The organism is Streptomyces sp. NBC_01012 (assembly GCF_045162755.1).
GTDB lineage: Bacteria > Actinomycetota > Actinomycetes > Streptomycetales > Streptomycetaceae > Streptomyces.
This window is the reverse complement of the sequence record NZ_CP108688.1, coordinates 131913-144223: the sequence shown is the minus strand read 5'-3', so window position 1 is coordinate 144223 and position 12311 is coordinate 131913. Positions and strand designations below refer to the sequence as shown.

Sequence of the window (12311 nt, the reverse complement as noted above, 5' to 3'; positions counted from 1 at the left end):
TCGGTCAGGCGAGCGCCCAGGCGACGTCCCTGAGCAGGGCGTGCCGCCAGCCCGCCCTGTCGTGCCCCGAGGCCGAGCGTGAGACACGTACGGTCGCGCCGGCCTCCGCGGTGAGGGTCTCGGCCAGCTCGCAGTGGGGGAGCATCCGTGTCTCGTGTTCCCCCACGTCGAACGCGACCCGCAGACCTGACAGGTCGGGGCGCTCCTTCAGCCGCGCGGCGACGGCGCCACCGACCGGACCGTCCACGAGGTGATCCCGGTCCGGGGACCCGGGAGACCACCAGAAGGACGGCGACTGACAGGCGACGCGGGACACCAGGCCGGGGAACTCCAGCGCCGCGTACATCGCGCTCAGCCCGCCGAGACTCTGTCCGGCGACCACCAGCCGCTCCCAGTCCGCGGTCACCCCGGAATCCGCCACCAGCCGCGGCAGTTCGTCGCGTACCGCCTCCCACAGCTCGGGCCTGCACGCGAACTCGGTCTCCCTGTCCCTGGCCGGCAGGAAGACGAGGGTGACCGGAGGCATCTCGCCGCCGGCCACGGCCGAGTCGAACGCGCTCATGGCCGGATGCAGATACAGCCAGTCGTCGCCGTCGAGCAGCAGCACCACAGGACCGCCACCACCCGCCGGATGGACCCGCACCGTACGCCGTCCGCCGAGCCGCCCGCCGGTCCAGCGGAAGCGGGTGGACGGGACGGGCAGGACGTCGTCGGCGCCGATGACGGGCCAGTGCGGCTGGTGCGGGGCGTCAGGGGTCGCCGTGACGGACCGGTCACCACCCGCACCGACGGGGTTGAACGGGTCGGCGTACGCGGCGTCGTCCGCGACGAAGCGGTAGGTGACGCGCAGGCGCGGGGGCATGCGCACCTCGGCGTACCAGCAGTCGGTGTCCTCCCAGCGGCGCAGGGGTACGGGCTCCGACCAGCTCTCGAAGTCGATCGTCGCGGGGGAGCCGCGCCGCAGGAACAGCGTCACCCAGCCGCCGCCTTCGGCCGGCACCGATGCGGGCGCCTTCACCGTCGCCCAGAACGCGTCGGTACCGGGCCTGCCTGACAGACCGAACGCGCCGAACGCGCTGTCCGCGAGGGCCATGAACGTCTCCTTGCGAGAGGGGAGTTGCAAGGCCGAGCCTCGCAATGATTAGGTGAGCCTAACCTAATCATCTTCGGCGTATCCATCCCGGACCAGCTCCTGAACGGGCCCTCATGTTCTGCCGAGTACTCCGTCCCCGACCTCGTCAGGACGTTTCGTGACCACGGTCGCCCCCCGCTCCGTCCCCTTGCCGCGAGCGTTGCGGGCGCCCGCGCCGCGTCTGCGTCCCGCCTGCCCGGCGGATGCCACAGCGCTCGCCGAGCTCGCCCGGCCGTTCGTATGCTCCGGAGCCCTCCGGGACCGTCCCCTCGCGCTCTACACGGAGCGTGCCGCCGACTTCGTGGTGGCGGAAGGCCCAGGAGGTCTCCTCGAAGGGTGTCTGGCACTGCGGGTCTACCCGGCGGACGCGGGGGAGGGGCGCGGGCCGACGGGCGTTCTGTACAACTTCTGCGTGGCCGGGCACAGCCAGGGACGCGGCGTGGGGGCCGGACTTCTGCGCGCCGCGCTGGCGCGTTCGCGCGCCCGGTCGCTCGATGCCCTCTTCACGGCGACGACCGGTGACGGCGGACTGTTCCTGCGGCACGGATTCGCTCCCGCGGCCGTGAGCGGCGCGCCCCGGGCGTGGGCGAAGTCCCTGGACCCCCGGCGCAACGCGCGGGTACTCGCGCTCACTTGGTGAGCGCGCGCCGTCAGCTCCGGCCGGCGGTCTGTGAGGCCCGCGCGGTGCGCGGCGGTCGTACGCCGCCAGGACCGTGACCGCCGTCGCTGTCGGGCACCACGGTGGTCCCCGGGCTGTTCTCGTCGAGAACTCCGCGCAGCACCGCGTGCGGCACGCGCCCGTCGAGCACGTGCGCCCTGCGGACGCCGCCCCGGACAGCCCGCAGGCAGCCCTCCATCTTGGGCAGCATCCCGCTCGTCAGCTCCGGCAGCAGCGCGTCCAGTGCCTCGGCGGTCACCCGCTCGATCACATCGGTGCTGTCCGGCCAGTTCGCGTACAGCCCCTCCACATCGGTGAGCATGACCAGTCGCTCGGCGTCGAGCGCCACGGCCAGGGCCGACGCCGCGAGATCGGCGTTGACGTTGTAGACCTGCCCGTCCTCGCCGCGCGCCACGGGGGAGACCACCGGAATGGAGCCCTGCTCCAGGAGCAGGCGCGGCATGACCGGGTCCACGTGAACGATGTCACCGACCAGGCCGATGTCCACCGGGCGGCCGTCCACCCAGGCCGGCCGCCGGACGGCCGTCATCGTGTGCGCGTCCTCACCCGTCATGCCGACGGCGAAGGGCCCATGGGTATTGATATGGCCCACCAGATCGCGCTGGACCTGCCCCGTCAGCACCATGCGCACCACCTCCATGGTCTCCGGGGTGGTCACCCGCATCCCCGCCTCGAAGCGGCTCTCGAGGCTGAGGCGATCGAGCATCGCGTTGATCTGGGGCCCGCCCCCGTGCACCACGACCGGGCGCAGACCGGCACGCCACAGCTCCACCACGTCGTGTGCGAAGGAGCGTTGAAGGGCGGCGTCGACCATGGCATGACCGCCGAACTTGACGACGACCACGTCCATGGATCAGGTCCCTCCGTTGATGGCACACGCGCCCTGGGTCACCCCGGGCGTGGGAAGCTTAGCCTAACCTAATAAGAGATGTCGGCCCTTGATCAGGCAGTCGTCAGGGCCGCCCGGTGGCGGGCGAGGAAGGCGCCGAGGGAGGTCGGCTCACGGCCCGTCAGCCGCTCCACGGCACGCGTCGTCGCCCCGTACCAGCCGTCACGGCGCGCGACGCCGTTGGCGGCCAGCGCGTTCGCCATCGGCTCGAGCAGGCCGTCGGCCAGCAGAGCGGCCGCGACGGCCTCGTCGGACGCGGCTTCGTAGCCGACCGTACGGCCGGTGACCTCCGTGAGGATCCGGGCGAGTTCGGCGTCGGTGACGGCCGCAGGGCCGGAGACCTCCAGCAGCTCACCCTTGTCGCTGCCCTGTGCGAGCACAGCGGCCGCGACCGCCGCGGAGTCGTCCTTGGTGACGTATCCGACGCCTCCGCTCCCCGAGTTGCTGAGCAGCTTCCCCGACGACACGGCGCGGCGCGCGGTGCCCATCAGGAGCAGCATCTCCGGCCACATGTTGAAGCGCAGCGCGGTGAACGCCGTCCCCGACCGGAGGAGCGCCTGCTCGGCGAGCCGATGGTCGGGCACGACGCTGACCGGGTTGTCCGGCTCACCGGCCCGGGTGAACGAGGTGTAGACGACATGCCCCACTCCGGCCTCGACAGCCGCCTCGATGGCATTCGCCTGGAGCCTCGAACGCTCGGGGAGCGGGTGCAGACTGACGATCAGCAGAGCGTCGGCACCGTCGAACGCGGTCACCAGCGAAGCGGGGTCGCCGAAGTCCGCCGCGCGCACCTCGATGGGCAGGCCCGCGGCCTTCTCCGGCGTACGGGACGTCCCCACGACCTCCGCGGCCGGCAGCCGCTCGACGAGCCGGCCGACGGTGAGCCGCGCGAGCTCGCCGGCGACTCCGGTGACAACGATCATTTTCGGCCCCTCATGGTGTGTGATGCCGGTTGTACGACTCCTGCCCTCACCCTGGACGAGCCGGGCGGCGCGGGGAAGAACGCACATTGATGTGCCTGTGCGCGGTTCAATGCCTGCGGTATGCCCGCGGTTCACCTGCCACGAGAGGAAGGATCTGCCATGACCGACACACCCGTCGGCGTTCCTGTCGCGCTCGCCGTCGATCTCGGATCGCCGGTCAGTTCCGAGGAGCACGGAAACTGCCCGGTGACGGACCTGCTGCGCCGGGTGGGCGACAAGTGGAGCGTGCTGGTCGTCGTGCTGCTGGGACAGGGCACGCGGCGCTACAACGAGTTGCACCGTTCGATCGAGGGGGTCAGCCGGCGGATGCTCACCCGCACGCTGCGCACCCTGGAGCGGGACGGCCTGGTGACCCGCACCGTCTTCCCCACGGTGCCCGCCACGGTGGAGTACGCGCTGAGCCCGCTGGGCGCGTCACTGCTGACTCCGATCGCGACCCTGGCCGAGTGGGGGGTGGCGCACGGTCAGGACATCGTGAGCGCCCGTGGGGCGTACGACGCGCGGTCCGCGTCGGATACCGCCGACGACGGCCGAACCCCGGTCACGACCGGTCGGACGGACAGCGACGGCGCCGACCCGGAATCATGGGGGCCGACGCCGCGTCGGAGAACGGCCGGTGACACGACCGGGAGGACCCCATGGCCGACCCCAGGAGTTACATCATCGAGTCGTTGGACACCGGGCTGCGCCTGATGCGTCTCTTCCTGACCCACGACACCCTGTCGGTCACCGACGCGGCCAGGGAGCTGGGCGTGGCCCGCTCCACGGCGCACCGTGTGCTGAGCACCCTCGAATCGCGCGGCTTCGCCACCCGTGACACCTCGGGCCGCGGCTACTCCGCGGGACCCGAACTGGTCATGCTGGGCCGCCCGGCGGGTTACGGCCCCGGGATGCGGGATCGCCTGCGGGTGGTGCTGGACGCGGCGGCCACCGCCACGGGGGAGACGATCAGTACCGCCGCCCTGATCGGCGACCAGGTGATCATCACCGACGGCCGGGAATCGTCGCACCCCGTGCGCGCCGTCCTGGAGACAGGACGCGCCCATCCCGCACACGCCACACCGGCGGGCAAGGTGCTGCTCGCCCAGCTGACCGACGAACAGGTCTGTGCCCTCTACCCGGATGAGCGGCTGTCCGGTGTCACGGGACGTACTTCGGTCTCCCGTACCGCCCTGCTCGCCGAACTGGCCGGAATCGGCGCTGACGGCCGCGCCGACAGTGCCGGTGAGCCGGTGTGCGGAATGCGCGCCGTGGCCGTGCCGCTGGCCGGAAGCAGCTGGCGCGACCGGCTCGCCCTGATGGCGTCGATGCCGGCGGACCGCGGGAGTGAACCCGAACTGGCCCGGCACGCGGCAGCGTTGCGGCGGGCGGCCGGGCTTCTTCCCCCGCCGTCATCGTGACCGGGGCGCACCCGGGCGGGCGAACTGGCCGCAGCCGACCGGCCGATGGTGTTGCGCAAGAATCTGAAAGAGCTTGCAGAAGTCCTTGACGGCGGTACGGGCGGGGCGGCAGGCTCCCACTCGTTCCCCCCACGGCAGCCTGGCGCGTGGCTGTCTTCGAGGGCACAGCCGTGCCCTGTCGCCGAAGGAGCCGCACATGCAGCACCGATTCCGTCTGATAGGCGGAACGCTCGCCGGAGTCATGACCGTCGCCGGTCTCGCCGCGCTCGCCCCCTGGCAGTCGCAGGCGACGCCGCCCGGCGAGAAGGACGTCACCGTCACCATGTTCGAGCGGCCGTTCGCGGATGTGGCGACCGCCTGCACCGACCAGCTCGGCCCCGCCGGTTACGGCTATGTGGAGGTGTCACCCGCCAGCGAGCACATCGAGGGCGACCAGTGGTGGACGTCCTACCAGCCGGTCAGCTACAAGATCGCCGGACGGCTCGGCGACAGCGACGCGTTCGCCGCCATGGTGGACGCCTGTCACACCGTGGGCGTCAAGGTCATCGCCGACGCCGTCATCAACCACATGGCGGCCGGGTCCGGGACGGGCACGGGCGGAACTGCCTACACGAAGTACGACTACCCCGGTTACTTCGAGGACGCCGACTTCCACACCTGCCGGAGCGACATCTCCGACTACACGGACCGCGACGACGTACAGAACTGCGAACTGGTGGGACTGGCCGACCTCGACACGGGCGGCGACCAGGTCCGCTCCACCATCGCCGCCTACCTCGACGACCTGCGCTCCCTGGGGGCCGACGGCTTCCGTATCGACGCGGCCAAGCACATGGCCGCCGACGATGTCGCCGCGATCAAGGGGAAGATGAGCGATCCGGGGTTCTGGGTGCAGGAGGTCATCCAGGGAGGCGGCGAGGCCGTACAGCCCGAGGAGTACACCGGAGTCGGTGACGTGGACGAATTCCGTTACGGCGGCCACCTCAAGAGCGCCTTCGGGGGCGGCAGCATCGCCCAGCTGAAGTCCGTCGCGGACGGCAAGCTGGACAGCGGCTCCGCGCGGACGTTCGTCGACAACTGGGACACCGAACGCAACGGCTCGACCCTGACCTACAAGGACGGCGAGGTGTACACCCTCGCGAACGTCTTCATGCTGGCCTCGCCGTACGGTTCGCCGAACGTGTACTCGGGCTACGAGTGGTCGGACACGGACGCAGGCCCGCCGAGCGGAGGCGACGGCTGGACGAACACGCACACCCAGCAGGCGATCACCGGACTGGTCGGCTTCCGTAACGAGGTGGGCTCGGCCGAGCTGACCGACTGGTGGGACAACGGCGGCAGCGCCCTCGCGTTCGGCCGTGGCGACAAGGGATTCGTCGCACTGAACGACGGGGACGGCGCTCTGACGGAGACGTTCACGACGTCCCTGCCCGCCGGCACCTACTGCAACGTCGCCGCGGCCTCGCCGGACGACTGCGACGGCAACACGGTGACGGTCGGCGACGACGGCACCGTTCAGGCCGAGGTGCCTGCCCGCGGTGCGCTGGCGCTGCACACCGGGGCCCAGGCGGGCTGACCGCCCGGGGCACATCACGACCGACGACGCGCAGGACGGAGTCCACTCCGTCCTGCGCGTCGTCGGTCGTGATGCGTTCGAGCCGGTTCGCGGACACATCACTCGATCCGAAAGACAGCCGAAAGTTTCGAAACTTTCGGTGTTGAATCACCAGCAGAAATCCGGCCTCGCACTTCTCTTCGATCCGCTTCAGCGACACGTCTGCCCCTGGACCTGCTGATATTGACTCCCCTTGCCCTCACGTGCCGCTCTGCTATTTCGCAATCATTGCGGAAACTGTTGACTCTTGACGGGTACCGCTCAACACTGTCGGCATCGCCAGGCCGGGCCCACACCTGGCTCCCGCAAGCCGTCAGAAGGAGAAGGTATGAACGTGGACGACATCCCCAACCGGCCGGTCAGCCGCAGAGGCTTCATCGGCCGGGCCGGTGCCCTGGCGCTGGCGACGTCCGGACTGATGCTGCCTGGCACCGCTCACGCCGACACGGTCATCACCACGAATCAGGAGGGCACCGACAACGGCTACTACTACTCGTTCTGGACCGACGGTGGTGGTTCGGTCTCCATGAACCTGTCGTCCGGCGGCAGCTACAGCACCTCGTGGACCAACTGCGGGAACTTCGTCGCCGGCAAGGGCTGGGCCAACGGCGCACGCAGGACCGTGAACTACTCCGGCAGCTTCAACCCGTCGGGCAACTCCTACCTGACCCTTTACGGCTGGACGGCGAATCCCCTCGTGGAGTACTACATCGTCGACAACTGGGGTACCTACCGGCCCACCGGGACGTTCCAGGGCACGGTCACGAGCGACGGCGGAACCTACGACGTCTACCGGACGACGCGGTACAACGCCCCCTCCGTCGAAGGCACCAAGACCTTCGACCAGTACTGGAGCGTCCGCCAGTCGCAGCGGACGGGCGGAAGCATCACCGCCGGCAACCACTTCGACGCCTGGGCCGGCTACGGAATGCCGCTGGGCAGCTTCAACTACTACATGATCATGGCCACGGAGGGCTATCAGAGCAGCGGGAGCTCCAGCATCTCGGTGAGCTGACGCACCCACGCGTCAGCCGGCTGGGGCACGGCGGCCGGGAGGGCGCCGCGCCCCAGCCGTCCGCCGGATCGAGTGGGACAGCCCTCAGGCGAGAAAAGGACGTACCAGCCGGAGGAGCTCCTCCGGGCGGTGCAGCGGAATGATGTGACCGCAGTCCTCGATGACATGACCCGTGAGCTCGTCGGCGACAGGCCGCAACTGCCGTTCCAGCGCGTCCCCCACCGGACGGGCGCCGATGGCCAGCGTGGGCACCGACAACCGGCCCGCCTCCACGGCCGACTGGATCTGCCGGGCGCCGGTGGGCATGGCGCGGTAGTAGGAGAACGCACAGCGAAGCGCCTCGGAGCCCGTGTAGGCGCTGACGAAGGCGTCCCGGATCCCGGGCTCGATCCCCTGCCCCAGGGTGCCCGAGTCGAGGAACCAGTCGATGTACGCCGCCTCGTTGCCCGGCAGTACGGTCTCCGCCAGGCCGGGAACCGAGTGGAAGCCGAACCACCAGGGCGGCCCTGACGCCAGGAACCGTTCCGCGCCCGGCAGAGTGCCCAGCAGTGACTCCATGAGCACCAGCCGACGGACACGCCCGGGGCTGCGCATCGCCATCAGGAAGGCGGGCGGAGTACCCGCGTCGATGCCCATCACGGACGCGGAGCTCTCGTCGAACGCGTCCAGGAGCGCGAGGCAGTCCTCGGCGAGGGTCCCGGCGTCGTAGCCGTCCGGGGCGCGTGTGCTCCCACCGAGTCCCCGGAGGTCAGGGGCGATCACCCGGTGCCGGGCGGACAGATCGTCCAGGACGTGGGTCCACAGCCGCCAGGTGTGCGGGAAACCGTGGAGCAGCAGCACGGCGGGGCCCGTGCCCGCGGTGGCCACGTCGAGTTCGACGCCGTTGACGGCGACACGGTGCATCCGGACGGGAGCGACAGACATGACGGCCTCTTCGAGTGGTATCTGATGGTGACAACAGAACGATAGGTAACTAGCCTGGGGCGGCCAAGACGGCACTTCTACCCCAGGTGGTGAGCTCCAGGTGACCCCTCGGACCACGCGTACGCCGGACGGCACGCGCGGCGATCTGTTCGACCCGCTGTGTCCGACCCGTCGGCTTCTCGACCGGATCGGTGGAAAGTGGACCTCGATGGCCGTCAAGGTACTGGCGGAAGCCTCCCCGGACGAGGTGCGCTTCGCCGAACTCCAGCGCCGCATGGCCGGTGTCTCGCAGAAGATGCTGTCGGTCACGCTGCAGTCGCTGTGCCGTGACGGCCTCGTCAGCCGACGGGTGGAGACCACCGTGCCGCCGCGCGTGTACTACGGCCTCACCGAGCTCGGGCTGTCGCTGGAGATCCCGTTGGCCGCCGTCCGCCGGTGGGCGGAGGAACACATGGCCGAGATCGACCGCGCCCAGCAGAGCGCCGACGCGGTGACGGAAGATACGTAGATCGTCTTTCGGATCTCCCGATCCCCGACACCTGGAGCCCATGTGACCAGCCGCGCCCGTTCCCTGTTCTCCCGCCGCAGACGAGCGGCCGGCGCGGCGGCGAGCCTTGCCGCCGTCCTCGGGGCGTGCGTACTGGCGTCGTGCTCCGTCGCGGACGGAGCGCCCGCCGGCGCCGGGTCCGAGCCGCCGGCCGGATCCCGGCGGCCCGCCGGGACCGCCGACGTGCTCCTGCCGACCGCGGGCATGGAGTTCGACTACCAGATCGGCGGGGGGTACACACCGCCCGAAGGGGCGCGGGCGGTGTCCCGCGACCGTGAGGACGAGCCCGCCCCGGGCCTGTACAACGTCTGTTACGTCAACGCCTTCCAGACACAACCCGGCGCACTGTCGTGGTGGCAGGACACCCACCCCGGCCTCCTGCTGCGCGACGACGACGGGGAGCCGATCATCGACGAGGGCTGGGACGAAGTGCTTCTGGACACCTCGACGGCCGCCCGCCGCACCGAGCTCGCGGAGATCGTCGGGGACTGGATCGACGGCTGCGCGGAGAGCGGCTTCCAGGCGGTGGAGCCGGACAACCTCGACTCCTTCGAACGTTCGAAGGGCAGGCTGACGAAGGAGCACAACGCCGCCTTCGCCGAGACGCTGGCCGCACGGGCGCACAGCGACGGCCTCGCGATCGGGCAGAAGAACACCACCGACCTGCTCGGACGGCATGCCGAGATCGGCTTCGACTTCGCGGTGACGGAGGAGTGCGCCCAGTTCGACGAATGCGACGCCTACGCCGACGTGTACGAAGACCGGGTCTTCGCCGTCGAGTACGAGGGCGAGGGCGATGTGAGCTTCGAGGAGAGCTGCTCCGCCTGGGGCGCCGGGATCTCCCTCGTCCTGCGGGACCTCGATGTGCGCCCCGCGGGCGAGAAGGGGTACGTCCACCGGACCTGCTGAGCGCACCCCGCTCACCGACGCACGGGATCCGCGGGCCGGCACGGACCTCAGAAGTCCACCGGCTCGCGGATGAGCGGGCAGGTCATGCAGCGCCCGCCGCACCGGCCACGGCCCAGCTCCCCGCCGACGATCGTGATGACCTCGACCCCCGGTGTGAGTGGCGGGTCGTGCCCCGGGCCATCGACGGCCGGGGGAATCCCGGCGCGCCGCAGGCGTTGAACATGTACGTGAGCTCTTCCATCGCATCGACCCGGTTCTCCTTCCTCGACCGCTCCCGCACCCGAGAAGGCCACGACGGCCCGCAGGCGCTGCGGGACACGGTCGCGCTGGCGGGTGAGGCCGAGGCCCTCGGCTACCACCGCTTCTGGGTGTCCGAGCACCACAGCGTGCCCGGGGTGGCGGGCTCGGCGCCGACCGTGCTGGCCGCCGCCGTCGCGGCCGCGACCTCCACCATCAGGGTCGGAACCGGCGGAGTGATGCTCCCGAACCATCAGCCCTTCGTCGTGGCCGAGCAGTTCGGGGTGCTCGCCTCGCTCTTCCCCGGCCGGATCGACATGGGGCTCGGGCGTTCGGTCGGCTTCACCGACGGGATCCGCAGGGCACTCGGCCGGGACAAGGAGGACGCCGACGCCTTCGCCGACCGGCTCGCGGAGCTGCTCGGCTGGCTGGACGGCACCCAGCGGGCCCACCCCCAGGTCCACGCCCGCCCCGCCGAGGGGCTGCGCATCCCTCCCTACGTCCTGGCGACCGGGGAAGGCGCCGCCATCGCCGCGGCCGCCGGCCTGCCGCTCGTCATCGGTGATCTCCGCGGCCGGGACAAGCTGATACACGCGGTCGATGCCTACCGTGACGGCTTCCGCCCCTCCGCCTGGGGCCGCGAACCCCATGTGATCGTCGCGGGCACCGTCGCCGTCGCCGGCTCCGCGGAGGAGGCCCGGCGGCTCCTGGTCCCCGAAGCCTGGTCCATGGCGTACTCACGCACCCACGGATCCTTCCCGCCGCTCGCGCCGACCGAGCGGATCGAGGCCCTGGCCATGACGGAGAAGGAGCGGGGTCTGTTCGAGAACGGGCTGCGGGGACATCTGGCGGGCACCGAGGACACCGTGGCGGCCGGTCTTGAGCTGGCGATCAAGGAGACCGGAGCGGACGAGGTGCTGGTCACCACCAGCACGTACGACCGCCCGGCGCTCGTCGACTCGCTGCGCCGCCTCGCCCGGATCGCGGGCCTGGGCCCGGTGTCCCAGGATCCGGCCTACTCCATGGGGTAGATGTCCCCACTCGCCATGCCGCTGACCTGAACGCTCCGTGATTCGAGCTGATGCGCTTCATCCCGCAGACGCCGGCGTTCCGCCGGATCCGTGGCCTGCTCGGCGGCCTTCTCGAGATCCTTGGTCCGGCCGCGCATCCGCCGGAGACGGTCCCGGACGTCTTCCTCTGGCTCGCTCATGATCACTCCCTGGCGCTGGGCGGAGCGGACCCTTCCACCGAACCAGGCACCCGGGGGTGCGCGCATCTCGGCGGGGCCGCCGGAAGCGCGGAGTGACCGTGCGTGCGGGCTTCGGGCCGGTCCGTCCTACTCGAACCTGGTCAGATCGCCGGCTCCCCTGCGTACGACCTCGAGCTCGCCTCCCGAGAAGTCGATGACGGTCGTCGGCTCCGTACCGCAGTCGCCGGAATCGAGCACGATGTCCACGACGTGGTCGAGGCGCTCCTTGATCTCCCAGCCCTGCGTCAGCGGTTCCTCCTCGTCGGGCAGGAGCAGCGTGCTGGACAGCAGTGGCTCACCGAGCTCGGCCAGCAGTGCCTGTGTGACGGTGTGGTCCGGGATCCGGACGCCGACCGTCTTCTTCTTGGGGTGCAGCAACTGCCGCGGCACCTCTTTGGTGGCGGGAAGGATGAAGGTGTAACTCCCGGGCGTCGCCGCCTTGATCGCGCGGAAGACGTCGTTGTCGACCTGGACGAACTGGCCGAGCTGCGCGAAGTTCTGGCACACCAGGGTGAAGTGGTGGCGGTCGTCGAGGTTCCGGATCGACCGGATGCGGTCGATCCCGTCGCGGCTGCCGAGCTGGCTGCCGAGGGCGTAGCAGGAATCGGTGGGATACGCGACGAGGGCGCCGGACCGGATGCTCTCGGCCACGTTGGTGATGGTGCGGCGCTGCGGGTTCTCGGGATGCACATCGAAGTACTTGGCCATTCGGGGAGTGTAAGGCCGCCGGAC

The 12311-nt window shown here is 70.5% G+C and carries 15 protein-coding genes; 8 read left to right on the top strand and 7 right to left on the bottom strand.

The genetic code is table 11. From position 1 onward, the window contains the following. Positions 1-4: 4 nt before the first annotated feature. Entirely contained in the window at positions 5-1093 is a 1089-nt protein-coding gene (locus tag OG623_RS00605; protein WP_406143262.1) for an alpha/beta hydrolase-fold protein, read from the bottom strand. 157 nt (positions 1094-1250) lie between these two features. Between OG623_RS00605 and OG623_RS00600 the strand changes: the two genes are divergently transcribed. After that, positions 1251-1772 (top strand): GNAT family N-acetyltransferase, encoded by a 522-nt coding sequence (locus OG623_RS00600; protein WP_406143260.1) that lies wholly within the window; start codon positions 1251-1253, stop codon positions 1770-1772. Positions 1773-1782: 10 nt separating this feature from the next. Here OG623_RS00600 and argB read toward each other — a convergent pair whose 3' ends face one another. Next, positions 1783-2661 carry an acetylglutamate kinase gene (gene argB / locus OG623_RS00595; protein ID WP_406143258.1) on the bottom strand — a complete coding sequence of 293 codons (879 nt, stop codon included), beginning with the start codon at positions 2659-2661 and terminating at the stop codon, positions 1783-1785. A 92-nt stretch (positions 2662-2753) separates the two neighbouring features. Beyond that, complete coding sequence (locus OG623_RS00590) at positions 2754-3623, bottom strand: NAD(P)H-binding protein (protein WP_406143256.1); 870 nt, start codon at positions 3621-3623, stop codon at positions 2754-2756. Positions 3624-3782: 159 nt separating this feature from the next. Between OG623_RS00590 and OG623_RS00585 the strand changes: the two genes are divergently transcribed. From OG623_RS00585 to OG623_RS00570, 4 genes are all read left to right on the top strand, one after another. After that, positions 3783-4376 (top strand): winged helix-turn-helix transcriptional regulator, encoded by a 594-nt coding sequence (locus OG623_RS00585; protein ID WP_406143254.1) that lies wholly within the window; start codon positions 3783-3785, stop codon positions 4374-4376. Next, the gene (locus OG623_RS00580; protein WP_406143252.1) at positions 4322-5083 is read left to right on the top strand and encodes an IclR family transcriptional regulator; all 762 of its coding nucleotides are present in this window, start codon (positions 4322-4324) and stop codon (positions 5081-5083) included. The genes OG623_RS00585 and OG623_RS00580 overlap by 55 nt, the downstream gene beginning before the upstream one ends. A gap of 196 nt (positions 5084-5279) precedes the next feature. Next, positions 5280-6659: an alpha-amylase family protein gene (locus tag OG623_RS00575; RefSeq protein WP_406143250.1), complete on the top strand. Its 1380-nt coding sequence runs from the start codon at positions 5280-5282 to the stop codon at positions 6657-6659. 367 nt (positions 6660-7026) lie between these two features. Beyond that, on the top strand, positions 7027-7713 hold the full coding sequence (locus OG623_RS00570; protein WP_406143248.1) for a glycoside hydrolase family 11 protein: 687 nt from the start codon (positions 7027-7029) through the stop codon (positions 7711-7713). Between the two features lie 84 nt (positions 7714-7797). On the opposite strand, the gene OG623_RS00565 is transcribed toward OG623_RS00570, so the two are convergent. After that, complete coding sequence (locus tag OG623_RS00565; RefSeq protein WP_406143246.1) at positions 7798-8637, bottom strand: alpha/beta fold hydrolase; 840 nt, start codon at positions 8635-8637, stop codon at positions 7798-7800. 100 nt (positions 8638-8737) lie between these two features. On the opposite strand from OG623_RS00565, the gene OG623_RS00560 reads away from it, so the two are divergent. Next, positions 8738-9145 carry a winged helix-turn-helix transcriptional regulator gene (locus tag OG623_RS00560; RefSeq protein WP_406143244.1) on the top strand — a complete coding sequence of 136 codons (408 nt, stop codon included), beginning with the start codon at positions 8738-8740 and terminating at the stop codon, positions 9143-9145. A gap of 42 nt (positions 9146-9187) precedes the next feature. Further along, positions 9188-10093 (top strand): endo alpha-1,4 polygalactosaminidase, encoded by a 906-nt coding sequence (locus OG623_RS00555; protein ID WP_406143242.1) that lies wholly within the window; start codon positions 9188-9190, stop codon positions 10091-10093. Between the two features lie 47 nt (positions 10094-10140). Here the strand turns inward: OG623_RS00555 and OG623_RS00550 are convergent, their stop codons facing one another. Continuing rightward, positions 10141-10386, bottom strand: coding sequence for an arginine deiminase family protein (locus tag OG623_RS00550; protein ID WP_406143240.1), 246 nt, complete (start codon positions 10384-10386; stop codon positions 10141-10143). Here OG623_RS00550 and OG623_RS00545 point away from each other — a divergent pair. Further along, positions 10315-11361: an MsnO8 family LLM class oxidoreductase gene (locus OG623_RS00545; protein WP_406143238.1), complete on the top strand. Its 1047-nt coding sequence runs from the start codon at positions 10315-10317 to the stop codon at positions 11359-11361. The two genes, OG623_RS00550 and OG623_RS00545, sit on opposite strands and share 72 nt — an antisense overlap. On the opposite strand, the gene OG623_RS00540 is transcribed toward OG623_RS00545, so the two are convergent. Beyond that, on the bottom strand, positions 11346-11540 hold the full coding sequence (locus OG623_RS00540; protein WP_406143236.1) for a DUF6381 family protein: 195 nt from the start codon (positions 11538-11540) through the stop codon (positions 11346-11348). The genes OG623_RS00545 and OG623_RS00540 overlap by 16 nt on opposite strands. 126 nt (positions 11541-11666) lie before the next feature. Continuing rightward, a complete protein-coding gene (locus OG623_RS00535) occupies positions 11667-12287 on the bottom strand; it encodes an L-threonylcarbamoyladenylate synthase (protein WP_406143234.1) in 621 nt (206 codons plus the stop codon). Positions 12288-12311: the final 24 nt, after the last annotated feature.

Coding starts and splice junctions, on each gene's coding strand:
- OG623_RS00580 (WP_406143252.1), top strand. CDS start 4,322: ATGGCCGACCCCAGGAGTTACATCATCGAGTCGTTGGACACCGGGCTG.
- OG623_RS00590 (WP_406143256.1), bottom strand. CDS start 3,623: ATGATCGTTGTCACCGGAGTCGCCGGCGAGCTCGCGCGGCTCACCGTC.
- argB (WP_406143258.1), bottom strand. CDS start 2,661: ATGGACGTGGTCGTCGTCAAGTTCGGCGGTCATGCCATGGTCGACGCC.
- OG623_RS00585 (WP_406143254.1), top strand. CDS start 3,783: ATGACCGACACACCCGTCGGCGTTCCTGTCGCGCTCGCCGTCGATCTC.
- OG623_RS00540 (WP_406143236.1), bottom strand. CDS start 11,540: ATGAGCGAGCCAGAGGAAGACGTCCGGGACCGTCTCCGGCGGATGCGC.
- OG623_RS00605 (WP_406143262.1), bottom strand. CDS start 1,093: ATGGCCCTCGCGGACAGCGCGTTCGGCGCGTTCGGTCTGTCAGGCAGG.
- OG623_RS00535 (WP_406143234.1), bottom strand. CDS start 12,287: ATGGCCAAGTACTTCGATGTGCATCCCGAGAACCCGCAGCGCCGCACC.
- OG623_RS00565 (WP_406143246.1), bottom strand. CDS start 8,637: ATGTCTGTCGCTCCCGTCCGGATGCACCGTGTCGCCGTCAACGGCGTC.
- OG623_RS00545 (WP_406143238.1), top strand. CDS start 10,315: ATGTACGTGAGCTCTTCCATCGCATCGACCCGGTTCTCCTTCCTCGAC.
- OG623_RS00570 (WP_406143248.1), top strand. CDS start 7,027: ATGAACGTGGACGACATCCCCAACCGGCCGGTCAGCCGCAGAGGCTTC.
- OG623_RS00575 (WP_406143250.1), top strand. CDS start 5,280: ATGCAGCACCGATTCCGTCTGATAGGCGGAACGCTCGCCGGAGTCATG.